This window comes from Xanthomonas cannabis (genome assembly GCF_040616535.1).
In the GTDB taxonomy this organism is placed as follows: domain Bacteria; phylum Pseudomonadota; class Gammaproteobacteria; order Xanthomonadales; family Xanthomonadaceae; genus Xanthomonas; species Xanthomonas cannabis.
Genome location: NZ_CP136580.1, coordinates 1,588,420 through 1,612,822, shown reverse-complemented (window position 1 = coordinate 1,612,822; position 24,403 = coordinate 1,588,420). Strand labels below are relative to the sequence as shown.

The 24,403-nt window shown below is 66.9% G+C and carries 25 protein-coding genes; 14 read left to right on the top strand and 11 right to left on the bottom strand.

Features of this window, described 5'->3' with window-relative positions; all coding sequences use genetic code 11:
- Positions 1-424: 424 nt before the first annotated feature.
- From RZV17_RS06900 to RZV17_RS06870, 7 genes are all read right to left on the bottom strand, one after another.
- Positions 425-1,798, bottom strand: coding sequence for a virulence factor (locus RZV17_RS06900; RefSeq protein WP_184369821.1), 1,374 nt, complete (start codon positions 1,796-1,798; stop codon positions 425-427).
- 69 nt (positions 1,799-1,867) lie between these two features.
- Positions 1,868-2,050: an oxidoreductase-like domain-containing protein gene (locus RZV17_RS06895; protein WP_047693696.1), complete on the bottom strand. Its 183-nt coding sequence runs from the start codon at positions 2,048-2,050 to the stop codon at positions 1,868-1,870.
- Between the two features lie 63 nt (positions 2,051-2,113).
- Complete coding sequence (locus RZV17_RS06890) at positions 2,114-2,719, bottom strand: hypothetical protein (protein WP_355608177.1); 606 nt, start codon at positions 2,717-2,719, stop codon at positions 2,114-2,116.
- Between the two features lie 45 nt (positions 2,720-2,764).
- Complete coding sequence (thpR, locus tag RZV17_RS06885) at positions 2,765-3,364, bottom strand: RNA 2',3'-cyclic phosphodiesterase (RefSeq protein WP_355608174.1); 600 nt, start codon at positions 3,362-3,364, stop codon at positions 2,765-2,767.
- A gap of 263 nt (positions 3,365-3,627) precedes the next feature.
- Positions 3,628-4,083: a PA2169 family four-helix-bundle protein gene (locus RZV17_RS06880; protein ID WP_047693704.1), complete on the bottom strand. Its 456-nt coding sequence runs from the start codon at positions 4,081-4,083 to the stop codon at positions 3,628-3,630.
- 212 nt (positions 4,084-4,295) lie between these two features.
- On the bottom strand, positions 4,296-4,472 hold the full coding sequence (locus RZV17_RS06875; protein ID WP_104581608.1) for a hypothetical protein: 177 nt from the start codon (positions 4,470-4,472) through the stop codon (positions 4,296-4,298).
- Between the two features lie 277 nt (positions 4,473-4,749).
- Complete coding sequence (locus RZV17_RS06870; RefSeq protein ID WP_179454698.1) at positions 4,750-5,958, bottom strand: MFS transporter; 1,209 nt, start codon at positions 5,956-5,958, stop codon at positions 4,750-4,752.
- Between the two features lie 244 nt (positions 5,959-6,202).
- Between RZV17_RS06870 and RZV17_RS06865 the strand changes: the two genes are divergently transcribed.
- The 3 genes from RZV17_RS06865 (at position 6,203) to RZV17_RS06855 (ending at position 9,569) form a co-directional block, all read left to right on the top strand.
- Complete coding sequence (locus RZV17_RS06865; protein ID WP_047693712.1) at positions 6,203-7,297, top strand: alkene reductase; 1,095 nt, start codon at positions 6,203-6,205, stop codon at positions 7,295-7,297.
- 241 nt (positions 7,298-7,538) lie between these two features.
- Positions 7,539-8,588, top strand: coding sequence for a L,D-transpeptidase (locus RZV17_RS06860; protein WP_355608169.1), 1,050 nt, complete (start codon positions 7,539-7,541; stop codon positions 8,586-8,588).
- Positions 8,589-8,768: 180 nt separating this feature from the next.
- Positions 8,769-9,569 (top strand): hypothetical protein, encoded by an 801-nt coding sequence (locus tag RZV17_RS06855; protein WP_355608166.1) that lies wholly within the window; start codon positions 8,769-8,771, stop codon positions 9,567-9,569.
- A gap of 207 nt (positions 9,570-9,776) precedes the next feature.
- Here RZV17_RS06855 and RZV17_RS06850 read toward each other — a convergent pair whose 3' ends face one another.
- Entirely contained in the window at positions 9,777-10,112 is a 336-nt protein-coding gene (locus RZV17_RS06850; RefSeq protein WP_355608163.1) for a zinc ribbon domain-containing protein YjdM, read from the bottom strand.
- Positions 10,113-10,208: 96 nt separating this feature from the next.
- On the opposite strand from RZV17_RS06850, the gene RZV17_RS06845 reads away from it, so the two are divergent.
- The 5 genes from RZV17_RS06845 (at position 10,209) to RZV17_RS06825 (ending at position 14,980) form a co-directional block, all read left to right on the top strand.
- The gene (locus tag RZV17_RS06845; protein ID WP_355608160.1) at positions 10,209-11,291 is read left to right on the top strand and encodes a cation diffusion facilitator family transporter; all 1,083 of its coding nucleotides are present in this window, start codon (positions 10,209-10,211) and stop codon (positions 11,289-11,291) included.
- Between the two features lie 339 nt (positions 11,292-11,630).
- Positions 11,631-12,104, top strand: coding sequence for a peptidylprolyl isomerase (locus tag RZV17_RS06840; RefSeq protein ID WP_047693718.1), 474 nt, complete (start codon positions 11,631-11,633; stop codon positions 12,102-12,104).
- A gap of 124 nt (positions 12,105-12,228) precedes the next feature.
- On the top strand, positions 12,229-13,605 hold the full coding sequence (locus tag RZV17_RS06835; RefSeq protein ID WP_104581568.1) for an Hsp70 family protein: 1,377 nt from the start codon (positions 12,229-12,231) through the stop codon (positions 13,603-13,605).
- 188 nt (positions 13,606-13,793) lie between these two features.
- Positions 13,794-13,979, top strand: a complete 186-nt coding sequence (locus tag RZV17_RS06830) for a hypothetical protein (RefSeq protein ID WP_029221706.1) — start codon at positions 13,794-13,796, stop codon at positions 13,977-13,979.
- Positions 13,980-14,386: 407 nt separating this feature from the next.
- Positions 14,387-14,980, top strand: a complete 594-nt coding sequence (locus RZV17_RS06825) for a mechanosensitive ion channel family protein (protein ID WP_184439968.1) — start codon at positions 14,387-14,389, stop codon at positions 14,978-14,980.
- A gap of 130 nt (positions 14,981-15,110) precedes the next feature.
- On the opposite strand, the gene RZV17_RS06820 is transcribed toward RZV17_RS06825, so the two are convergent.
- Entirely contained in the window at positions 15,111-15,377 is a 267-nt protein-coding gene (locus RZV17_RS06820; protein WP_047693724.1) for a DksA/TraR family C4-type zinc finger protein, read from the bottom strand.
- A 142-nt stretch (positions 15,378-15,519) separates the two neighbouring features.
- Here RZV17_RS06820 and RZV17_RS06815 point away from each other — a divergent pair, with 142 nt between their 5' ends.
- The gene (locus tag RZV17_RS06815; RefSeq protein ID WP_047693727.1) at positions 15,520-15,774 is read left to right on the top strand and encodes a DUF2789 domain-containing protein; all 255 of its coding nucleotides are present in this window, start codon (positions 15,520-15,522) and stop codon (positions 15,772-15,774) included.
- A 134-nt stretch (positions 15,775-15,908) separates the two neighbouring features.
- Here RZV17_RS06815 and RZV17_RS06810 read toward each other — a convergent pair whose 3' ends face one another.
- On the bottom strand, positions 15,909-16,082 hold the full coding sequence (locus tag RZV17_RS06810; protein ID WP_003489471.1) for a DUF1328 domain-containing protein: 174 nt from the start codon (positions 16,080-16,082) through the stop codon (positions 15,909-15,911).
- Between the two features lie 394 nt (positions 16,083-16,476).
- On the opposite strand from RZV17_RS06810, the gene RZV17_RS06805 reads away from it, so the two are divergent.
- The 3 genes from RZV17_RS06805 to RZV17_RS06795 all read left to right on the top strand — a co-directional run bounded on the left by RZV17_RS06805 (position 16,477) and on the right by RZV17_RS06795 (position 19,553).
- A complete protein-coding gene (locus tag RZV17_RS06805; protein WP_047693730.1) occupies positions 16,477-17,004 on the top strand; it encodes a M48 family metallopeptidase in 528 nt (175 codons plus the stop codon).
- A 35-nt stretch (positions 17,005-17,039) separates the two neighbouring features.
- Complete coding sequence (locus RZV17_RS06800; RefSeq protein WP_355608156.1) at positions 17,040-18,296, top strand: 2OG-Fe(II) oxygenase; 1,257 nt, start codon at positions 17,040-17,042, stop codon at positions 18,294-18,296.
- Between the two features lie 156 nt (positions 18,297-18,452).
- On the top strand, positions 18,453-19,553 hold the full coding sequence (locus tag RZV17_RS06795) for a Glu/Leu/Phe/Val dehydrogenase dimerization domain-containing protein (RefSeq protein ID WP_355608153.1): 1,101 nt from the start codon (positions 18,453-18,455) through the stop codon (positions 19,551-19,553).
- Positions 19,554-19,655: 102 nt separating this feature from the next.
- Here RZV17_RS06795 and RZV17_RS06790 read toward each other — a convergent pair whose 3' ends face one another.
- Positions 19,656-22,499 (bottom strand): S8 family serine peptidase, encoded by a 2,844-nt coding sequence (locus tag RZV17_RS06790; protein WP_355608150.1) that lies wholly within the window; start codon positions 22,497-22,499, stop codon positions 19,656-19,658.
- Positions 22,500-22,658: 159 nt separating this feature from the next.
- Between RZV17_RS06790 and RZV17_RS06785 the strand changes: the two genes are divergently transcribed.
- Together RZV17_RS06785 and RZV17_RS06780 are read left to right on the top strand one after the other, a co-directional pair.
- The gene (locus RZV17_RS06785; RefSeq protein ID WP_039406584.1) at positions 22,659-23,834 is read left to right on the top strand and encodes a thiolase family protein; all 1,176 of its coding nucleotides are present in this window, start codon (positions 22,659-22,661) and stop codon (positions 23,832-23,834) included.
- 122 nt (positions 23,835-23,956) lie between these two features.
- Entirely contained in the window at positions 23,957-24,298 is a 342-nt protein-coding gene (locus tag RZV17_RS06780; protein WP_039406586.1) for a hypothetical protein, read from the top strand.
- Positions 24,299-24,403 lie beyond the last annotated feature (105 nt).

Below are 24,403 nucleotides of genomic sequence, written 5' to 3'. Positions count from 1 at the left end.
GGTGCCGCGTCCGGGAGCGGGACCGTGGAGCGGCATGGATGCCGCCACCGCCCCCACGGATGGATTTACGGCGTGTCCCGCCGCCGGATGCGGCGCCGCGCTACCTGCCGACCCCGCACACCGGTCAATCTTGTGCACGACATCTAGGATTCCACGCGAATACTTCGGTCTGCTGCCGGCGCTTGCACGCGTACCGGCGTGGGGCACGCCGCAAGTCCGTCCATGCAGGCTCCGGCGCGGCATCCATGCCGCTCAAGGTCCCACACCGGCATGCGCGCAAGCACCAGCGATTGGTGTCGGTTGCGGAAAGAAACGCCGAGGGCCTGCCAGGCTGGACGGAGGCCGAACCGAACGACGACGACCGGGTTATTGGCCTGCGTCGGCCCGGCGTCGGGCCGAACCAGCTCACAGATGCCCTGCTCTTTTACGGCTTCGACAGCGCGTGCAACTGCTCCATGATCACCTTGGCCAGGGTCGCGTAATCGCCCTTGAAATGGTGATCGCCCGGCAGCGCCACCCGCGTGGCCGCCTGCGCCGGCAGGCTGGGGCACAGCGCGTCGTCGTCGTCCTGGCCGTAGATGCAGACCGTGGTACTGGCCGGCAGGCGTTGTACCTCCGGCGCGATAGGCAGGCCCTCGTCGTCCGAACCCAGCCAGTTGCTGACGTGGAATTCGTAGTCGGCCAGCTTGCCCACCGACAACAGCGCGGTCATACGAATGTTTTGCCTGGTCTGCGCGGGCAGCTTGTTGATCGCCGCCGGCAACACATCGGCACCTTGCGAGAAGCCGATCAGCACCACGCGCTTGCGCTGCCAGCGCTGCGCATAAACCCGCGCGATGCGGTCCAGATCCGTGGCAAAGCCCTGCGGGGTGCGCTCGGTCCAGAAATAACGCAGCGAATCCAGGCCAACCACCGGAATGCCCTGCGCGGCCAGCGCGTCGGCCACCTCTTCATCCAGCCCGGCCCAGCCGCCGTCGCCGGAAACGAAGATCACGAAGGTGTCGTCGTCGCTGTCGCCGTCCGGCTTGGCCGGCAACTCGACCACCGGCAGGTCGGCCAGGCCACCGGGCGGCGGCGGCAACGCCACGCCCTTCTGCTCGCCCAGCGAGCGCGCCGCAGCGCGCAGGCCCGGCAGGATGTCGCCCTTGGCAGAGCGCGTGAAGGTGCGCGCCTGCGGAATCTGCTTGATGAAGGCCGCCTCGGCCGCCGCAGGGCACCGTTTGTCCTGGCTGCCGGCAAGCACCCACGGAATCTGCAACGGCGACGGCACCAGCGTGTTGCTGCCCGGGCGCACGCCCGGCTGGCAGATCGCCTGGTCGGATACCGCCGCCGGGCACAGGCCATCGGTGAGCACGCCGGCCAGCACATGCGGCTTGGCCTGCGCGCCGATGGCATAGGCCAACGCCGCGCCTTCGCCGTCGCCGACCAGCAGCGGCAGACGATAGGTGGGGATGTGATAGAAGGCCTGCACATAGCGGGAGAAATTCTCCACGTCGCCGACCGAAAACGCGCAGGCGCCGCCGTCCTTGCGCACCACCGCGTAGAGGTGCGCGGTATCCACCACCGCCACCATCGCGCCGTCGTCGCGCAATGCCTCGACCTGCGCCTGGCGCGTTGCGGCATTGCCGGCGCCCGCGAACCAGATCACCACCCGTTGCGGTTCGCCCTTGGGCATCAGCACCGGCACCTGCTCGAAACGGCCATGAGTGACCGGCTCAGGCGCCTGCGCGGCGGCCAATCCCGACAGCGTCAACACCGCCGCGCCGCAGAGCGCGCCCCACATTTCAAGTCGTCGCATGTCGCACCATCGCGGAAAGTGGTCCAAAGATAATCGTTCCAGGCGGCATCGCGAAGCGTGGCGCTTCGCTTATCGCGCCTGCGGCGGTTGCCGGGCTTCCCAGGCGGCCAGCGCCTGGCGGTAGCGGGCCAGTTCCTCGGCATACAGATCGTGCACGCACAACGGGCAACCGCTTTCGCAGCACTCGTTGGGGGCCGGCGCCTGTGGCGGTTGAGGACGTGGATCGGCGGTGGAAACGGCGCGCTCGTGCATGCGGCCATTGTAGCGTGCGCACCTGCAGCGCCCGGTTGATGCGAGCCGCCTGCTGCGGACAGTTCAGCGGCCCAGGCGCCGCCGCAGGTTTGCCCGCGCGGCAGCATCCAGGCGCGCGTGGAAATAGTCGCTGAGAAAGATGCGCGGACGCTTGAGCAGGCCGGCCAGGAAGCGGCGGCGATTAAGCCGGAACAGCAGCGCGGGGACATGGCCGCAGTACTCCTCGGCAATCGCCCGGTCGTAGGCATCGAAGACGTCTGCCGGCGCCGCCAGGATCGCCATATCGCAATCCAGAAACAGCGCCGCCTCCTGGTCAACGTCCTGCGGCTCGAGCTGGCCGTGCCGCGCAGTGAGCAAGATCAGCGCCTGTACGCGCTGCAGATCCACGGCGGCCTGCGGCCACCAGCGCGCACTGCATTCCAGCGCCCACGCCGCCGATTGCGCCTCGTTGTCGCTGCGCCCGGGTTGATACACCGCATCGTGGAACAGCACCGCCAGCCACACCTCGGCCGGCTGCTGCCAGCCCGGCCCGCTGGCGACCTCGGCATAGTGCTGCAGCAGCGCGCGCACGTGGCCGAAGTGGTGATAGGCGCGCGGCGGAGTGGCATAGGCCTGCTCCAGCGCGGCCAGGTGATCGGCGTGCAACGGCAGGGGCGTTGAAGTATCCATCCGTGCAGGCTACCGCACCCGGGCCTGCGTCCCACACACAGGCGCTCAGCGCAGTGGCCAGCGTCCTTCGAACTGGTAGCGCGACTGGCCGAGGAAGCTGCGTACCAGCGCAAACTCGCGCACGGTCCACGCGAGCGCGTCGCAGCGCCGTTGCGGCACGGTCTGATTGCAATACAGCAGCGTCATGTGCGGCGTGTACTGCGCATCGCCGGCAATGCCCACATGCGCCAGCTGACGGCCCAGCGCGCCCTGCAACTCGTACAGGCCGCGTACGCGCTCTTCGCCGCGCAGCACGCAAGGCAGTTGCGACCGCCGTCCACCGAAGGTACCGACCCGGTCGAACTCGACCTCGAACGCCTGCAAGGCCACACGGTCGGCGGCCTGGCTGGCACGGCTGACCAGCGACGGCGGCAAACCCCCGGCATAGTCGCCGAGATGGTGCAGGGTCACATGCAGGCGGTCGCGTGATAGCGGCTTTCCATCGACCCCGCCTTGCAGCAGGCCCTCACAGATACGACCCGCGCGTTCGGCGGTGTCCGCATCGGCCATCACCGCAAAGAACAGCCGCTCGGTCGTCTTTTCTTCCCCCAGACCGAGCGACAACTGCGCTTCGGCCGATGACAAATACAGAAACTGCTGCTTCATGGGTAAGTCCACGACCGCCTGCGCAGGCCTGGGTGAAGAAGGGCGGCGGATACTAGCAGACACGACGCGCGGCGAATACGCCGCCTGCCATCGGCTTCAACGTGGAACGCGATACTGACGTGGAACCGCCATCGTACGTTGTCGCATTGTCGCTTCGCATCGGACACAAAAAGAAACGGGCAGCTTGCGCCACCCGTTTCCCGCCTGTATCGATTTACTCCGGAGCTGCATCAATCCAGATGCACTTCGGATGCGCCGCGCTCTTATGCGGCGCTCTTCATCGCGTGCTTGCGGTTACGCATCACGTCGTGACATGCGCGCACTTCCGGCAGCAGACGCAGTGCGGCATCGCGCGCGGCGGCCGGCGTGTCTGCATCGGCGATGGTCTCGTCGAATGCCTTCAGCAGGCGATCTTCCGATTCTTCCAGCTCGGCCACGTAGCCGTACTTGGTGTCGCCCAGCGTTGCACGCACCTTGCCGTAGAACTGCTGCATGCTGCCGACCATGGTGCCGTGCTGCTCCGGCGTGCCGCCCACCGAGGTGACCACGCTGCTCAGGCTGCTCACGATGTCGGTCTTGACGCCGGCAATGCGGCGGAACAACGTTGCAAGCTCTGCATCGCCCACCTTGGACGCCGCTTCGTCGTAGAAGTCCTTGCCGTCGCGGGAAATGGCGATGAGGTCGTTGAGGCTGTGCTCGGTCTTGCTCTGAATGCTCATGTGTCGCTCCTTGTTGGATGGGCCGCGCTGCACGGGGGTGCAATGCGCCGGCTTTCGGGGAGAAGCGCAATCGATGCGTTGATTGCGATGCCTTGCGTTGTGTACGGCCTCATCCTGGGCCCGCACCCATAATCGACATGTGAGCAATGTGGGCGTCATCCTCACGCCTTCGTGCGGCCGATGAATCGCGATTCATCGATGCCAACGGCGCATCAAGACCCTTTCGGTTGCCGGCTGGCCCACATGTTGTCAACCAGGTTCGGGTACGGCCGCCCGGCTGCTTCGGCGCGTTGTTTTGCCGCTGCCTTCTGGGCGTCCGTCAGTGGCGTCGAGGCGCGTTTGGACGTCGGATTGGGGCGCTTCCACGGCGGTGGCGTGAAGTCGGTCATGGCGCGGTCCTGCTCGCTTGTGGTCAAGCGCGCAGTCTCGGGCGCGTGCCGTGAGTTGGCTGTGGATGCGGCTGGCGTGCGCGGTTGGCATCGCCGCTCCGACAGCGAGCACGCGCGTCAAGGCACGGCACTGCAGTGAGGTCTTCGCCACGTGTCTGTGTGCAGCCGAGTGCCGGGGATGATGAATGGCATGCAGCAGCACGCAACGCGCAGGCCATCGATCGAGATGCGCGCCCGTGCACGCCGGGCGATGCGTGCGGCCGCCCGGCGCACTTGCTCAGCAGTTGGTCGCCAGGCTGCGCTGGCGCTGCTCCTGCCACACCGCACATGCGTACACCAACAGTCCGCCGAGCGCGGTTGCTGCACCGACATAGCCGGTGGATGTCCAGCCCCAGCCAGCGGTGATCGCCATGCCGCCCAGCCAGGGGCCCAGGGCATTGGCGGTGTTGAATGCGGCATGGTTCGAGGCCGCTGCCAGCGTCTGCGCCTCGGCCGCCACGTCCATCAGGCGCGTCTGCAAGGCCGGCGCCAGCGCGCCCATCGTGCCGACTGCCACGATGGAGACGAACACCCACTGCCCCGCATGCGCGGCCAACGGAAAAGTCAACATGACCACGATCGACCACACCAGCAGCACCGGCACCGCACGGAACTGCATCCGGTCGAACAACCAACCGCCGGCAATGCTGCCGAGCACACCGCCGACGCCGAACGCCGCCATGGCCAGCGGAATGCGTGCCGGTGCCACGCCGGTAACGGCAGTGAGGGTCGGCGCCAGATAACTGAAAACGCAGAACATGCCTGAAAACCCGACGGCTCCGATCGCCAGGGCCAGCCACACCTGCGCCCGATTGAACGCACGCAGCTCGCGCAGCGGCTGCTGGCGCGGCTCATCCGGTGCGGGCGGCAACAGCGCGGCCACCGCGGCCACCGTTCCCAGCGCGATGACCGAGACCGAGGCATACGACCAACGCCAGCTGACGACCTGCCCCAGCCAGGTCGCCAGCGGGTTGCCGACCAGCAACGCAACGCTCAACCCCAGCAGCACGCGCCCGACGGCGGTGGCGCGCTGATTGGGCGGGCTGATCGAGGCTGCCACCAGCGAGGCGACGCCGAAATACGCGCCATGCGGCAAGCCGGCGATGAAGCGGCACACCAACATGGCGTGGTAGCTGGGCGCCAACGCACTGGCCAGGTTGCCCAGTGCGTAGAACACCATCAGCAGTAACAGCAAGGTGCGTCGCGGCCAGCGCGCGCCCAGGATCGCCAGCAGCGGTGCGCCGACCACCACGCCCAAGGCATAGGCGCTGATGACATGGCCAACCTGCGGTTCGCTGATCTGCAGGCCCTGCGCGATCTGCGTCATCAGGCCCATGGTGGAAAATTCGCTGATGCCGATCGCAAAGCCGCCCATCGCCAGCGCGAGCAGGATCAGCACGTAATCGCGGCGCGGCACGCGCGGCGCGGACAGCTCGGTATCGGACATGCCCGACTCCAGAATGACGGGGCAGCTTATTATTGTGCAATGCAGCATTCGACGAAAGGCCGCACGTCACAGCGATGCCGCGCCAAGGCCTCGCGGGTCACGGTTCGCTCGGCTTGGATGCCCGCAGAAGACGCTGTGTCCTACTGACGCTGCTCGAATCCCGCCCGCCGCGCCACCATCGCTGTGGGGCACCGCGATCGTCGTGGCGCCGCGCCTTGCGTGTGATCCCAAACACTGGTTGCTGATGTCCAAATCCACTGAATCTCCGTTGTTCTCCCCGGTGCGCCTGGGCGCGCTGGATCTTGCCAACCGCGTGATCATGGCGCCGCTGACGCGTAACCGCGCCGGTGCCGGGCAGGTGCCCTCGCCGCTTGCCGCCGAGTATTACGGCCAGCGCGCCACCGCCGGCCTGATCGTGGCAGAAGGCACGCAGATCAGTCCGCTCGGCCAGGGCTATCTGGACACGCCCGGCATCCACACTCCGGAACAGGTCGCCGGCTGGCGCACCGTCACCGATGAAGTGCATCGCCGTGGCGGCAAGATCGTGCTCCAGCTGTGGCATGTCGGCCGCGTGTCGCACACCAGCGTACTGCCCCCCGGCGAAGTACCGGTCGCGCCCAGCGCCATTCGTGCCGAAGGCAAGACCTACACCCAGAACGGCTTCGAGGATGTGTCCGAACCGCGCGCACTGGCGCTGGACGAAATCCCCGCGCTGATCGAGGACTACCGCCGTGCCGCACGCAACGCGATCGACGCCGGTTTCGATGGCGTGGAAGTGCATGCCGCCAATGGCTACCTGCTCGACCAGTTCCTGCGTGACAGCGCCAACAAGCGCACCGATGCCTACGGTGGCGATATCGAAAACCGCACCCGGCTGCTGGTCGAAGTGGTGCAGGCCATTGCCGACGAGATCGGTGCCGAGCGCACCGGCGTGCGGTTGTCGCCGGTCACTCCGGTCTATGGCGCGCACGACTCCAACCCGCAGCCGTTGTTCGAACGTGCGGTGGAGCGGCTGAACCTGATCGGCGGCCTGGCCTTCGTGCATGTGATCGAAGGCGCCACCGGTGGCCCGCGCGACAACATCGCCTTCGATTACGCGGCGCTGCGCGCCAAGTTCGACGGTGCCTGGATCGCCAACAACGGCTACGACCGCGCCATGTCCGAACAGGCCATCAGCAGCGGCTATGCCGATGCGATCGCCTACGGGCGCCCCTTCATCGCCAACCCGGATCTGGTGCGTCGCCTGCGCGAGAACGCACCGCTGGCCGAGGTCGATCAGGCCACCATGTACGGCGGCGGCGCCAAGGGCTACACCGACTACCCCGCACTGCCGGAGTGATCCTCTAGGCACACTGGCCGGCCATTGCCGCATCCAGCGCGGCGATGGCCGGCCGGTGGCGCGTCGCGTCCGCGCACCACGCACTGCCTGAGACCTCTCTTTCCGCATCCATCGCAGTGGCCGGTTGGCCGCATGGACCGCACCGACAGGTTCGCTTCGCACGTCGCTTGCGCGCCGTCGCCACATGACGCGCACAGCGCTCCCCGCTAGCATCCAGGCAGCCCCTGATCCTGGAACGCCCATGCGCCGCCTTCTTCCATTTGCGCTGCTCTGCACATTGCTGATCGGTGGCCAGGCGCTGGCCGTGCCGTTCTGGGGTGCGCGCCAGTCCAGTCCCGCCGATACCCTGCCGGCCCAGCTCAAACCGGGCGAATGGATCTGGGGCGGTGTCAGTAAAGGCTGGGGCCCGATGGCCGTCATCGTCAGCCTCACCGAGCAACGCGCCTATGCGTATCGCAACGGCATCCTGATCGGCGTGTCCACCATCAGCTCCGGCAAGCCCGGGCACGAGACCCCCACCGGCGTGTTCACCATCCTGCAGAAGGACAAGGACCACCGCTCCAATCTCTACAACGCCGCACCCATGCCGTATCAACAGCGGCTCACCTGGGACGGCGTGGCGCTGCATGCCGGCGGCCTGCCGGGCTACCCGGAGTCGCATGGCTGCGTGCATCTGCCATCGGAATTTGCCCGGTTGCTGTTCGACAATTCCAACATGGGCATGGTGGTGGTGGTCGCGCAGGCCGGTGTCAGTGCCGACGATGTGGTGCATCCACGCGCGCTCAGCCCGATCGACCCGACCACCGGCGCCGAGCGCCCCGTATTGCCGCTCCCCAATGGCCAGGCATTTGCCTGGCAACCGGCGCTGGCGCCCACCGGCCCGATCTCGATGCTGATCAGCAGCACCGACCAGCAATTGGTGGTGTACCGCAATGGCGTGGAGATCGGCCGCGCGCAGGTGGCCTTGCACGCACCCTCTGGTGCAGCGCCGCTGGGCACGCAGGCCTTCATCGTCGGCCAGGGTTTCCTGCCGGGCGACATTCCCGGCCTGCCCGGTCATCGCATGCCCAACTGGATGCGCATCGGCATTCCCGGCAGCGCTGCGGCGGCAGGCCAGCCGCTGGATGCCGGCACCATTGCGCGCCTGCAGGTGCCGCCGGCATTCCTGGCCAATCTGCTGCCGCTGCTGACGCCGGGCGTGGTGTTGGTCGCCACCGACCAGCGCATCCTGCCGGAGACCACCGGCGGCAAGCTGCAGGTGCTGGATTCGGACCCGCCCGACACGCCGTAGCGCACGTGCGCACCACGCGTGGCGCAGGGTTCGCCAAGCTCGGCTTGCCGATACGGCGCCCACGCCGGGTAGGGCCTGCCTGCGTGTGCCGGCTTGATCGCGCACACGCCTGCGCCCCGCTGCCGGGCGATTGTCACGGCGCCGACGCCAGCACATGATGCAGCCATCTCATTGCCAAGGATGTGCGTGATGCGCCTGCTCCCTGTGGTCCTGCTCGGCACCAGCATCATGGCCTGCACGGTGGGCGGCGCAGCGGCGCACTCCCCGCGCCCTGCCGCGCCCGGTCCCGAGTGCCTGGATGCCCGCCAGGTGAGCGAGCTGCATCAGACCGATGCGCGGACACTGGCCGTTGCCGAACGCGGCGGCCGCCTGTTCCGCCTGCAATTGGCACAGGACTGCCCGCGCCTGGCCGCGCACGCAGACGCCACCGTGCTCGCACCGCACGGTTGGGTCTGCAATGGTGCGCAGGCATCCGTCAGCACCGGGCAGCAACGGTGCGCGATCAGCCAGGTCGCCCCGCTCAGTGCACGCGACTACGCCAGCATGGCCCGTCAGCGGCAGGCCGACGGCATCCCCACCCTGGACGGCGTGAGCGTGCGGCAAGCACGTCGTCGCAACTTCGCCGGCTCCGCAAGCTATTGCTTCCAGCCCGGCATGGTGCGGGCGTGGTCGGAGGACGCGCAGGGTCTGGTGGTGGAAGTGTCGCCGCGCCATCCCGGCGCGCACCGCCATTATCGCGTCGAATTGATGGACAGCTGCCGCGAGCTCAGCGGCGCACCGCCGATCCGCTTCGTATCCGGCATGGGCCTGAATGCGATTTGCGGCAACCCCGGCGACAAGGTCGACGTGCTCGACGAAATCGGCATTGCCGGCGCAGGCGTCGGCGCCGGCCAGCAAGGCGACCTCAGCACCTCGCGCGGCGGCAAGTTTTCGCGCATGCGCCAAAGCTGCACAGTGGCGGCGGTCTACCCGCGCGATTGAGCCGCCACACCCGGCGCAGTACCAGCCTGGCAGGACGCGCTGGCGCGTGGCGTGGTGCGATCGGTACCGCCATCGCGTTGAGGCGCGTCACGCGCGTCTTGCCGCCGGGCGGCTCGGGCTGCGCACGAACCGCAGGCGCATGCTCGCGCGATATGAGGCGTTATCGGTGTGCCTGTCGCGCTCAGACGCGCTCCTACGGGAGCGGACTCAGGCTTTACGCAGAAAACAGGTCTTGAGCACCAGGCCCTTGATCTTTTCCGAGTTGCCTTCGATATGGTCGGCGTCGTCCTCGACCAGGCGGATATTGCGGATCACCGTGCCCTGCTTGAGCGGAATCGACGAGCCCTTGACCTTGAGATCCTTGATCACCGTCACCGTGTCGCCGGCCTGCAGCACATTGCCGTTGCTGTCGCGCACCACGGTCGTGTTCGCGGCGACCTCGGCTGCGCTCCATTCGAAACCGCAGTCCGCGCAGATCGACAAGGCGCCGTCGGCATAGGTGTTGTCCTGGCCGCATTGCGGGCAGGCGGGAACGGTAGACATGCGATTCCTTGATCGAAACGGGCGTGGATTGTAGCGCCACGGCCGCGCGATCACGCATCCGGCACGGCGGCGACGCGATAGTGCAGCGCTCATCGAATGCCCTGCAGGTTGCGCGTGTCCAACGAGCCAGTCCACCCCGCGCCAGGCGCCGCACCAGCCGCCCCGGCGCCCGGCAACGCGCCTGGCGTGCCAGGCCATCCCGACAGTCCCGCAGAGCGCCCCGGCAAGCCCAAGGGCGCGCACCTGGTGGTCTATGTCGCGTTGGCCGGCAACCTGGCCATTGCGGTGGCCAAGTTCATTGCCGCCGGGATTTCCGGCAGCTCGGCCATGCTCAGCGAGGGCGTGCATTCGCTGGTGGACACCATCAACGAGGTGCTGCTGCTCTATGGTCTACGTCGCGCTGCGCAGGCACCCACGCCGACGCATCCCTTCGGCTACGGGCGCGAACTGTATTTCTGGAGTTTCATCGTCGCGTTGCTGGTGTTTGCGATGGGTGCCGGCGTGTCGTTGTACGAGGGCATCGTGCACCTGCGTCACCCCGAGCCGGCCAAGAGTCATCTCATCGCGTATTGCGTGCTCGGCGTTTCGATCGTGTTCGAAGGCATTTCCTGGATCGTGGCACTGCGCGAATTCCATGCAAAAAAGGGCCGCATGGGCTACTTCGAAGCATTTCGCCAGAGCAAGGACCCCAGCACCTTTACCGTGTTGCTGGAAGACAGCGCCGCATTGATCGGCCTGTTCATGGCCTTGCTCGGCCTGGCCGGCGCGCAGCTGTTGGACATGCCCGAACTCGACGGCATCGCATCGATCGGCATCGCCGGCGTGCTGGCCTTTACCGCTTTCCTGCTGGCGCGCGAGACCAAGGGGCTACTGATCGGCGAGCCGGCCCATGCGCACGTCACCGACTCGCTGCTGCGCATTGCCGCCAGCGACCCGGACGTGCGCGCCGCCAACGGCGTGCTGACCATGCAGATGGGCCCCAACCAGGTCGTTGCCGCATTGAGCGCGGAATTCGAAGACAGCCGCAGCACGCCGCAGATCGAAGCCTGTGTGGGGCGCATCGAAGCCGCCGCCAAGCGCCAGCATCCTGAACTCACCGCGTTGTTCGTCAAACCGCAGACACCGGAAACCTGGCGCGCACGTCGCGCGCAGATCGAACGCGGCGCGCAGACCGAGTAGGCAACCACGTGCACGGGCTACGGCCACCACAGGTGCCGCAATGGTCGCGACATCAGCGGCGTTGCCGGTGAGCGGAGTGCCGCGCAATCGCGGTCAACGTCAGGCCGGGGCCGCTGCCGCACTCTCCATCGGGCCGCAGCAGGGTCGGTCCTCACCCCGTAATGCCTGCCGCACGTCCACAGCGATGCACGACGACGGCGAACCTGATCCTCGCCCAACCGCAGGTTCCGCAGCGGTTGCATGATCCGGAGCGATTGCCTACGGTGTGGGTGCAGCACCTCTTGGCATCGTGAATCAGCCGATGCACTTCCCCCTCGATCACCCGCATGGAGGTTTCCGATGGAAATCAGCCAGGGTCGCGTTGCGACCATTCACTACACCCTTTCCGACGACAGCGGCCAGGTCCTGGACCGCTCCACTCCCGACACCCCGTTGAGCTATCTGCACGGTGCCGGCAACATCGTGCCCGGCCTGGAGCAGGCGCTGGACGGCCGGCGCGTGGGCGACACACTCACCGCCGACGTGGCGCCCGAACAAGGCTACGGCCCGCGCCACGAGCAGCTGATCCAGCACGTTCCGCGCGAGGCCTTCCCCACCGATGTGGACGTGGTCCCGGGCGTGCAGTTCGAAGCCCGCACCCAGCAGGGCCCGGTGCTGGTCACCGTCACCGAGGTCGGCCCGGAACAGGTCACCGTAGATGGCAATCACCCGCTGGCCGGCCAGACCCTGCACTTTGCGGTGGAAGTAGTGGACGTGCGCGAAGCCACCACCGATGAGTTGAATCAGGGCCACGTCGACGACATCGCCGCCTGAGCCGGCGCGTCGCGTGCCAGGCGGCGCGCGGCGCATCGGCCGGCACGCCGCCTGGCACGCCGGTCTGGACGGCAGCTGCGGCGGCCGTAGTAAAGTGCGCGGCCCGCTTTGAAGGCCTGTCTGCATGAAACTCGGCATCGACTTCGGTACCAGCAACTCCGCCGCCGCCGCAATCGTCGATGGCCAGGTGGAACCGGTGCGCTTCGGCGACGCCTTGCAGTTCCGCACTACGGTGTACTTTCCCGAGACCATGCGCGACCCGGAGGATTTCAGCCTCACGCCCGCGCTGGAATACGAGATGGAGCGGCTGATCGACTCCGCGCGCCGCGACGCCACCGCCGCCGGCCGCACGCCGACTCAGGACAGTCTGCGCCGCGAAGCGCTGCGCATCGTGCGTCGCCAATGGATGGAAGAACAGGTGCGCGAGCCACGCAGTTCGGCGGCGCTGCTGCAGAACGCGGTCTACGGCGACGACGCGCTGGATGCGTACTTCCTGGAAGGCGAAGGCAATCTGGTGCAAAGCCCCAAATCGATGCTGGGCTACAACCTGCACCCGCGTGCCCGCCAGACCATCACCGGCATCGCCACGCACGTGCTGGAGCACATCCGCCTCACTGCCTCGCGCCAGTTCGACGTCACCATCCGCAGTGCCGTGATCGGCCGCCCGGTGCAATTTCGCAGTTCGATCGGCGAAGCAGGCAATGCGCAGGCGCTGGAAATCCTGCAGACCGCGGCCATCGCCGCCGGGTTCGACAGCGTGGACTTTCTCGAAGAGCCCGCCGCGGCCGCCATGCACTACCACGTCAGCCACGACGCCCGGCACGACACCGTGGTGGTGGACATCGGCGGCGGCACCACCGATATCGCCCATGCCAGCGTGGGCGGCAGCGCACCACCGCAGGTGCATCGCGCCTGGGGGATCGCGCGCGGCGGCACCGATATCGATCTGGCGCTCAATCTGGCCGCCTACATGCCGCTGTTCGGCCGCGGCATCACCCGCGTTCCGGCGCACCATTACGTGGAAGCGGCGATGGTGCAGGACATGACCCGGCAACGCGAATTCCGCCTGCACACGTACCGCGACGTCCCTGCCCCGTTCGACACCCGCCTGCAGGCCCTGCAGGACACCGGCAACACCGCGCGCCTGTATCGCGCCGTGGAAGCCTGCAAGATCGCGCTCAGCGAGCTCGACCAGCACCAGGCGTCGCTTGAATTCATCGAACGCGCCCTGCACGTAGACGTGCAGGCCAGCGCACTGGTTGCGTCCGCCTCGAACTACCTGCAGGAACTGGCAGGACTGCTGGCGCAGGTGCGCGCCGACCTGCCCACGCCTCCGGCCACGCTGTTTCTCACCGGTGGCATGTCGCGTGCCGGCTACATCCGCGACACGGTGGCGGCGGCATTTCCGGAATCGCGCATGGTGCACGGCGATCCGTCCTTCGGCGTGGTGCAGGGCCTGGCCTGGGCCGCGGCGGGCGACGCCCGTCCGTCGGAGCATTAACACAAATCGGTACTTAGCGCCTATAATACGCGGTTGCTGCCTGACGCCCCGCCGTCTTGTCTGCAAGGCACGCCCGCCGTGCCGCCGCGATTGCGCACCGAACGCACTCGCACCTCTCGACACCGCTTCCGCGCGCGCCACCCTTGCCGCATGCGGTGTCCTTGCACTTCCCCGCTACAGGAGGCCACATGGCACGTCCCGCGACCAAGCAGAAATCCCAGCCCAGCATCGCTCGCAGCGAAGGCAAGTCGCAGCCGCTCAGTCGTGAGCGTATCGCTGCCGACATCGCCGCGTTCCGCAAGACCGGCGGCCGGATCGAAGTGCTCACCACCAACTTCGGCCCCGCGCGCAACGATGGCGACAAGATCGGCTGAGCGGCAGACAGGCTGCCGTCGATGCCCGCCGCTGCGCGTGCAGACCGGTAGCTGACTGCAAGGGTTGCCTTGAAGTGTTGAACCGACGTGCCACCGCAAGGTGGCACGTTTGTTTCCGGCCTCCTGGCGTCATCGGGGCGTATCGACCCGGAGTGCGATTTCAGTGTGATGCCATCGTTCGCCGCGCCGAGCGTCGCAGGCAGATGCTTTGCCTGCACGGTTGCCCGGCCGTCGCCCTGGCAGCCACCGAACGATGTGTCGCCACTGAAGACATCCGCATCCAGCGCCGCTCACATCTCACGCGGCACGCCCACCGCAGTGCCGGATAAGCATGCATTCATCCCACGCATCTGGTGCACGCAGGGCGCACCATTACAATGGCGGCTCTTTTGCTTTCGCATGATGTGATGTCCGCGCCCGACGCCTTGCCCGCAATGATCCGAAGCCTGTTGCCGCACTGGAATCCGGAATGGCTGGCGGTTGCGGTGCCCACCATCAACATCGTCCTGATCCTGGCGGCTGCCGCGTTGACGCGGCTGCTGCTGCGACAGCTGCTCCGGCGGCTGTGCGCGCATTACAACGTGCCTGTCGAGATCACGATCGGCATCCGGCGTGTGGGCAGCTTCGTGATCTCGCTCAGTGCCGTCCTGATCTCATTGCATATCCTCGGTGTCTCCACCGGCGTGCTGTGGACCGCCTTCACCAGCTTCGCGGCCGTCGGCGCAGTGGCGTTCTTCGCTGCATGGAGCGTGCTGTCGAATATCTTCTGCACCTTCCTGATCATCACCACGCGTCCGTTCCGCCTGCACGATCACATCGAGCTGCTGGAAGGCGGCGACAAGCCCGGCCTGAAAGGCCGCGTGATCGACATCAACGTGATCTACACCACGCTCGAAGAAACCGGCGACCATGCCGGCAGCGTGCTGCAAGTGCCCAACAGCCTGTTTTTCCAGCGCACCACGCGCCGTTGGCGCGAGAGCAGCGGCTTCAACGCCAACTGAGCACAGGAGACGCAGCTGCGCTCCGCACATTCCCGGAGTTTTCCCGCGCGTGCATTGCGTATCCAGCGCTGTAGCGCATCGGGCCATTGCACACCAGGTCGCCCGTCGGTCCAGCTTCGACGCCGCTGGTTCAACGCAGCTGGCTGTCCTTGCTGCCACGACGGTTGAAGCCACTTAGCGCGCCCTGCTCCTGGTCATGCGCTTGCTGGCACTGCACACATAGATGCACGCCAGGCACTGCCTTGCGACGCGCGTCGGGAATCGGCGCCTCGCATTCCTCGCAGTGGGTCAGGCTCGGGCCCTGGTGCAACTGGCTCCGCGCACGCTTGATCGCGTCCTCGACGGTGGCATCGATCTGGTCCTGCACCGCCCCATCACCCGCCCATCCGGTTGCCATGGTCGTCTCGCCTCGCTGGTCAGGCAGACACTATGGTCATGGCCACAGGCAAATCCAAGCCAGCCGTGCACAGTGTCCTCAAGCCAGGTGCTCTACCATTCATTCATCCGCACCCGTCATCCGCACCTACGAGGGATTTGCAATGGAACAACCGGTCCACCCCTTCTCCGAACTGTTCGCCCAGCTCGGCTTGCCGTCCGATGAAGCCAGCATTCGCACGTTCATCGCCGAGCATTCGCCGTTGCCGGGCGACATGCGCCTGGAAGAAGCGCCTTTCTGGACGCCGGCACAGGCACAGTTGCTGCGTGAAGAGCGTCTCGACGATGCCGACTGGATCGTGACCATCGATCAATTGAACATCGCGCTGCACACCACAGCGGACGACACCGGCGTCTGACCGATCGCCACGTGAAGGTCGAGCCCGGCAGTGATCCTTGCAGTTGAGTTTCGCCCCAAAAAAAAGAGCGGCCAATGGCCGCTCTTTGCGTGACTGCAGCCGACGGCACATGGCGTCCGGCTGCGGGTTGCGCGTCAGGTCACCTTCTTGGCAATCGTCATGCCCAGCACAAACAGCACGATGGCAATGATGATGCCGGCCCAGAACAGGAACTTGGCAATTCCCATCGCAGCGCCTGCCATCCCGCCGAAACCGAGCGCACCGGCAATCAGTCCGATGATGGCGAAAATAATGGCCCACTTGATCATGTTGTCGTCTCCTAATCCGGCACAGCGCCGTTGTTCGATCATGTGCTTGCGACGCGTCGCCGCAAAACATGCGCTGCACGCTACCGATTCCGGCGTGCCGCATTCGTGAATACGCATGACACACGCTGCCACATTGCTGCGTTGCGCAGTATCGGCGCCCCGCAGATGCGGGGGCGTGCGGATCGCCATTGACCGCGCGTTGACGTGGCCAGAGCGCTGCCGTGCGAATCACCGCGCGTGACCGCAGCACCATCGCAGCCATCACGCCGGCTGCATCCTTTGCCCGGCGCACCCCGCGTTGCCGGGCGACACCGGTTGCCATCCACCGCGTTTGGAGAGCTGCGCGCCACAGTCCAATGACACGGATTAGCCAGCATCCTCCGCATGCGCGATCATGGAGTTCTCGCAGCCTGCATTGGCCATGGACACTCTTCGTTATCTCGCCGGTTATCCGCCCGCCGTCCTGGATCAGGTGCGCGCGCTGATAGCGCAGGACAAGCTTGCCGCAGTGCTGGCGCGACGTTACCCCGACCGGCACACGGTCCGCACCGATCGTCACCTGTACGACTACGTCAAGGCGATGAAGGAGCGCTACATGCGCTCGTCGCCCACCTTGCACAAGGCCGTGTACGACAATCATCTGCAGGTGGTGAAGCACGCGCTGGGCACCCACACCGCCATCTCGCGCGTGCACGGCGGGCGGCTCAAGGCCAGCCGTGAAATCCGCATCGCCTCGGTATTCCGCGACGCGCCCGAACCCTTCCTGCAGATGATCGTGGCCCACGAATTGGCGCACCTGAAGGAGGCCGATCACAACAAGGCCTTCTATCAACTGTGCAACCACATGACATCGGACTATCACCAACTGGAGTTCGACCTGCGCCTGTATCTGACCCAGCTGGCGCTGGAAGCGGGCGGCTGATCGCGCAGTGTCGGGTGTGGGCTTAGGATGCAGGCATGCCTGCATCCTCTCTCGCACAGCTCACCCTCGCTGCACACAGCCGGCAGCCGGCGGCCATGAATGCCTTGGCACAGGCACTGGTCCGCGCCGGCCAGCCAGAGCAAGCCCTGGCCTGGTACGCACACGGTGCGGCCGCAGGCGATGTCACCGCCCGGATCGAAGCCGGCCGCCTGCTGGCCTACGGCATCGGCTGCGCAGTGGATCTGCGGCAGGCGCTGACGCATTGGGAAGCCGCCGAGCGCCAGGGCGCCGCACAAGCGGGGTACCTGTTGGCCACGTGTGCCGTCACCAACGATCCGCTTGCGCTGGGGCCGCAGGCAGTCGCACGCCTGCACGCCGCCGCTGCGGCCGGCTACCCGCCCGCCCTGCGGGCCCTGGCCGTGCTTCACGGCCGCATCGATCATCCGCACCAGCAGCAGCGCTGCGTCAGCCTGCTGGAGCGCGCAGCGGCGGCCGGCGATGCGCCTGCGGCCGCCCTGCTGGCCGAGCGACTGCTGCGTGGCGAGGGCGTCCCGGCCCAGCCGGAGGCCGCCGCACGCCTGCTGCAACAGCTGCAGCAGGTCGGCGTCGCGGCACTGCCGGCCGTCCACGTTGCGCCACCGGACCGTGCCGACGACAGCGGCCCCGAGCGTGTCCGCTTCACCCCGCGCGCGATGCCGACGCGCCGTCATGCCGCCCCGCTGATCGAAGAGCATGCGGCCGTGCTGTCCGCCGACGAGTGCCGCTTGCTGATCCTGCTGGCGCAGCCGCACCTGCGTGCCTCCCAGGTCGTCGACCCCGATGATGCGCTGACGCACCGCACGCCGATACGCACCAGCCGCGGCGCCACGCTGGACCCGGTGCTGGAAGACTTCGCCGCCCGCGTGGCGCAGGCACGGCTGGCGGCCTGCGCGCAGCTGCCCCTGACCCACGCCGAGCCGCTGTCGGTGCTGTGTTATGCACCAAGCGAGCATTATCGCGCGCATCGCGACTATCTCCCCGCGGCCAGGGTCGCGGCAGATCGCCCGGCGGCCGGCAATCGCCTGCGCACCGTCTGCGTGTATCTCAATGCGGTCGAGGCAGGTGGTCAGACCGATTTCCCGGTTGCCGGCGTCAGCGTGCAACCGCGCGCCGGTTCGGTGGTGTGCTTCGACAACCTGCACGCCGACGGCCGCCCCGATCCCGATTCGCTGCATGCCGGCCTGCCGGTCGTGGCCGGCACCAAGTGGCTGGGGACGCTATGGATGCGGCAGCAGCGCTATCGGGATTGGTGAACAGATTCATGCACGCCCCCCTGCCGACGTGGTTTAAAATGTTGCAGCGCGACGTGATCGGACAGGGTCTGCAGACGTCGCGTTTTTTGTTTCCCATCGCTCGGGTCCACGCCCGGCCTCAGGGAAGGCACATCACGCAGCCCCGCGGAGCCTTCGATGCTTTTCGAAACCCTCGATACCACCGGCCACGAGCAGGTGATCTTCTGCCACAACCGCGACGCCGGTCTGAAAGCCATCATTGCCCTGCACAGTACGCAGCTGGGCCCAGCCCTGGGCGGCGTGCGCATGCGCCCCTATCCCACTAGCGAGGCGGCGCTCACGGATGCATTGCGGCTCAGCCGCACCATGACCTACAAGAACGCGCTGGCCGGCCTGAACGTGGGCGGCGGCAAGGCGGTGATCATCGGCGACCCCAAGACCGACAAGAGCGAGGCGCTGTTTCGCGCCTTCGGCCGGTTTGTCGACACCTTGGGCGGGCGCTACATCACCTCCGAAGACGTCGGCACCGACGTCAACGACATGGAGCAGATCTACCTGGAGAGCGAGTACGTCACCGGCGTGCATCAGGTGCATCGCGGCTCCGGCGACCCGGCACCGTTCACCGCCTATGGCGCGCTGCAGGCACTGATGGCCTCGCTCAATCGCAAGCTCGGCCATGAGGAAGTGGGCAAGGCCAGCATCGCGATCCAGGGCCTGGGCCACATCGGCATGGAGCTGGTGAAGCTGCTCAAGGAACGCGGCGCCAAACTCTATGTGGCCGATCTGAATCAGGCGCTGGTGGATCGCGCGGTGGCCGAATATGGCGCCGAGGCGGTGCGCCCGGATGAAATCCACCAGGTCTCCGCCGACGTGTTCGCCCCCTGCGCGCTGGAAGGCGCAATCAACGAAGACACGTTGCCGCAGCTCAAGGCCAAGATCATCTGCGGCACCGCGAACAATCAGCTCGCCAGCGCGGCCATCGGCCAGGAACTGCACAGGCGCGGCATCCTGTATGCACCGGATTATGTGGTCAATGCCGGCGGCGTCATGAATGTGTCGCTGGAAATCGATGGCTACAACCGCGAACGCGCCATGCGGCTGATCCGCAGCATCTATCACAACCTGGAAAAGGTCTTCGACCTGTCGGCCAAGCTGGACGTGTCGCCGCAGCAGGCGGCCGATCAGATGGCCGAAACGCGCATCGAGGCCATCAGCAAACTCAAACTGCCGCTGGGCCGCACCGCACCGCGCTTCCTGCACAAATTACGCGGCGAATAAGCGCGTCCGGCGGGCGGGCCGCGCCTGACGGTCTGCGCGCGTCCGCGATCGCCGCCACGCACACGGCGCCCGGGCACTGCACCCGGGCGCCGCAGACACCGATCAGAAATCGGCGCTGTACTTCAGGCTCAACGCGCGGTCGTCGCCACGTTCGCCCACCCGCTGGTCGTACCCGAAACGCAGCTGGCCCTGGTGCCCCAACGGCGCAGAGGCGGCAAGCCCGAACACAGCGCCCGAGCGTGCCGGCTGCATGCCGCGCAAGGGGGCCCACGCCTCGACGCCATTGAAGCTGGCATCCAGCATCAGCCCCTGGCTGCTCAATGCCTGCTGCCACTCGGCGTAACCGCCCAGCTGGAGGCCGCGCCAGCGGTAGGCAGAGCGCAGGCCGGCCAGCATCTGGGTGCGCGATGAGGTGCTTGCATCGGCCCGCAGGCCGAAACCATCGCCGCCACTTTCGCGAAAGCCTTCGCTGCGCAAATGCACGTAGTCCAGGCCCATGTAAGGTGTCAACGACGCCGCTGCGTGGCCCAGGCGATAGCCGGCTTCCAGATTGCCGCTGAGATAGCTGGCGCTGTAATCGCTGAAGGCGCTGCTGCGTTCTTCGCCCAGTTGCAGGCTGCGTTCGATCTGCCGGTCGACGCTGCCGACGCCCAGCTGGCCCAGCGTGTACGCCGGCCCCCGTGTCGTCCCCCAATAGAGCTGCGCCTGCACCTGCCGGTCGCGGCCGCGTGCAGCATCCAGATCCCCCAGACTGTTGGAACGCGTTTCGCCAAACGCAAACCCGGCCACGGCGCCTGATGACAGACGCAGGTCGTTGCCCATCATCCAGCCGGAGGTGGCAAATCCTGCCGTGGTCACTCCGCCCTCGCCCGGCCCGCCCAGCGCACGCTGCCAGGTGCCCAGCATGCGCGGTTGCTGCGACAGACCATCGAAGTGCGATGCCAGGGCGCGCCGCCCCAGATCGATGGTGTCGAAGGTCATTGCCGCAGACGCCGCATGCGCATGCCCGGACAGACTGCGCAACGAATCGGCTGCCGCCTTCGCATCGGGTGCCTGCTGCAACGCCGCCGCAGCGCGAATGAAGCCGCTGCTGATGCCGGCGCTGCCCTGCAACAGCTGCGCGTCCACTTTCTGGAAAGCCTGCTCCACGCGGATGGCAGCGTCCATCGACGCGGGGCCGATCGCACCCAGCGATGCGGCAACCGCGGTGACATCCATGCGTTGCAGCGACACGAATGCGGTGTTGGCGTCGTAGCTGCGCGTGGCCGTCAGGAACGTCACTGCCGGCCCGCCGCTGACCGTGTCGAAGGTACCCTGCAAGCCATTGGTCGCCTGCAGGACCGCGTAGGTCGTATTGTCGGCCACGTACGCACGCCGGCCGAGCAGTTGCAGATCGCCGGCAATGGTCGCGGTGCCGGTCACGTTCAAGCGGTCGCCCACGTTCACGGCCAGACGGCCGTTGCTGGCCTGCGTGTAGTTGCCGTCGACCGTCAGCACCGCACTGTTCACCTGCACGGTGCCTGCGTTGGCGAGCGCGCCGCCGATGCGGCCGGCGCCAATCAACGTGGCGCCATTGGCAACGCCCACGCGCGCACTTTGCAGACTGGCGGTTTGCAGGGTGCCGCCCAGCACCTGGGTGTCGCCGGTGTAGGTATTGGCCGTGCTGCCCAGCACCAAGGTGCCGGTACCGCGCTTGGTCAGGCCGCCAGCGCCACTGATGTCGTTGGCCCACGTGGACCGCAGCGTGTTGACCGTGATATCGACCGTGCCCCAGTCGAAACGCGCCGGCCCAAGCACCGCCTTGCCCACGTTGAGCAGGCCGTAACCGAACACCGGATCGGCACCTGTCGCGCCTAGATCGGTGGCTGTGCCCAACAAGGTCTGCCGCACCAGATCGTTGGTGAAGTACGGAAACGCCTGCCATACCAATGCCGCTGCGCCCGATACCAGCGGTGCGGCAAACGAAGTTCCGCTACCGTAGAAATAGCTGACGTTGCCGGCGGTGGCGTCCGGATCGACGAACAGCGAGGTGCCCGGTGCGACCAGGCAATACCGCATCGCCACGCCACAGGCATTGGAGTACGACGCCAGCTGGGTGGGATTGGCGGTGTCCAGCGCGCCGACCACCAGCCAGCCGCGCTCCAGATCCGCTGCCGGCAGCGTCCCGTTGGGACCCACCTGACTGGGCAACGCTGCGGTATCGGAGGGCTGGGATCGCGACTCGTTCCCCGAGGCAAACACCACCAGACCGTCGTTGCCGATCACGAAGGAGCGGTATTCCTGCGCGACCTGATTGGTGACCGCTGGATTGTTCCAATACAGACCGCCCCACGAATTATTCATGATGCGCACGCCGGCACCGATCAGATCGGCGTGCACCGGTGCCAGGCCGAGCGGCCCATCGAGCTCGTTGCCTTGGCCACTGCCATCGTCCACCGGCGCGCGGTCGTTGATGATGCGCGCCGAGACCAGGCCGGCGCCCGGAGCGATGCCGCCAGGCCACTGGCCAACCGCGCGCCCGGCGGCAAGCTCGGCCACCGCCGTGCCATGGCCCACCACGTCGCCGACCGCGACGTTGTTGGTCCGTGGGTCGACGTGGATGAAGCTGTCGCTCACGCGCCCCTGCAGGGCCGGATGATTGGCGTTGATGCCGCTATCGACCACGCCGATGCGGTAGCCGGCGCCGGTAAAGCCCAGCGCCTGCGCAGCGCGCGTGTTGGTCAACGCCAGATGCGCGTCGATCGCAGGCTCCGGTGTCGGTGCAGTCACCGGCGGCGGTGGCGGTGGCGGCGACGTAGGGGGTGGCGGTGGCGGCGGCGAGGTCGGTGGCGGTGCGCTGGGGGTGGTGGGACGAATTCCGCCTCCGCCACCGCCGCCGCCACAGGCGGTCAACGCCACAGCCAACGCCGAGGCCAGGACGGTCCTGGCGACGTCTCTCTTCTTCATTGCGTATGTTCTCCCCGAACCCATTCCATGGATGGGCCCCATCCCGGGCCCTGACCGCATCATATACACCACGGCCGCGCCGCTGTCGTCGCACTTCAGCTTGCTGGCGCGAATCAGCCGCGAGGCAGATAATCGTTTCACTTTAAACGGTATCCGCTCATGTCCGACATCGTCATCGTTGCTGCCAAACGCACTGCCATCGGCTCGTTTCTCGGTCAATTCAATGGTGTGCCGGCACCCACGCTCGCCGCCGCCGCCATCGAAGCGGCGCTCGCGCAATCGCAGATCGCGCCGGCCGATGTGTCCGAAGTCATCGTTGGCTGCGTGCTGCCGGCCAATCTCGGCCAGGCGCCTGCGCGGCAGGCCGCGATCGCCGCCGGCATCCCCACGTCCACCGGTGCCACCACCATCAACAAGGTGTGCGGCTCGGGCATGAAGGCGATCATGTTCGGGCACGACCTGATCAAGGCCGGTTCGGCCAGCATCGTGGTGGCCGGTGGCATGGAGTCGATGAGCAACGCGCCGCATCTGCTGCCCAACTCGCGCACCGGCAACCGCTACGGCAACTTCCAGGCGGTGGATCACATGGCCTGGGACGGGTTGACCAACCCTTACGACGGCCAGGCCATGGGCGTGTTCGGTGAGGCCACGGCGGAAAAGTTCGGTTTCAGCCGCGCAGACCAGGACGCCTTCGCGATCGCCTCGGTGGAACGCGCGCAGGCGGCGCAGCGCAGCGGCGCATTCGCCGATGAAATCGTTCCGTTCACGGTGACCACGCGCAAGGGCGCGGTGGTCGTCGACAGCGACGAGCAGCCGGGCAAGTCCGACGTGGCCAAGATCCCGACCCTGAAGCCGGCCTTCAAGAAGGACGGCACCGTCACCGCCGCCAGTTCGTCGAGCATTTCCGACGGCGCGGCAATCACGGTGCTGATGCGCGCGGACGATGCCCAACAGCGTGGCGTGACGCCGCTGGCGCGCATCGTCGGCCACGTCACCCACTCGCAGGCACCGGAGTGGTTCACCACCGCACCGGTGTCGGCGATCCAGTCGTTGGTCGGCAAGATCGGCTGGCAACTGGACGACGTGGACCTGTTTGAAATCAATGAAGCCTTCGCCGTGGTGCCGATGGTGCCGATCAAGGAACTGGGCATCGCGCACGACAAGGTCAACGTGCACGGTGGTGCCTGCGCGCTGGGCCATCCCATCGGCGCGTCCGGTGCGCGGCTGGTAGTGACATTGGTGAACGCGTTGCGCACGCGCGGAGGCAAGCGCGGGATCGCGACGCTGTGCATCGGTGGCGGCGAGGCGACCGCTATCGCTATCGAATTGATTTAATTGGTATTAACGTCGATTTTGCAAAGCTGAATGCGCGTACGCTTGACACTCGTCTTGTGGCCGTCATCATGTCGGGGGCGCGCAATAGCGCGTTGCCTAATCTAACGACGAGGATTGAAACAATGACCATCAACAAGCTGCTGATCGCAATGGCGCTGGGCCTGGCCCTGACCGCTTGCTCGAAGCCGGAACAGGCTCAGGACGCTGCTGCTTCGGCTAACGAAGCTGCTGCCGACGCTCAGACCGCTGCCGACCAGGCTGCTGCCTCGGGCTCGCAGTCGGCTGACGCCGCTCAGGCTGCTGCCAACACCGCCGCTGCTTCGGCCGACACCGCTGCTGACGCTGCCCAGTCCGCTTCCGGCGCCGCGACCGACGCTGCTGCTGAGCAGGCTGCCGACGCTGCCAAGACGGCTGAAAACACCGCCGAAGCTGCTAAGGACACCGCCGAAGAAGCCAAGAAGTAATCACTTCTTGACTCCAAGCGAGTTCGGAAAAAGCCGCTGGTTTCCAGCGGCTTTTTCTTTGCCCGCGATTTGCCGGGCAACGCGCCTGCTTCGACGCTCGAGGGC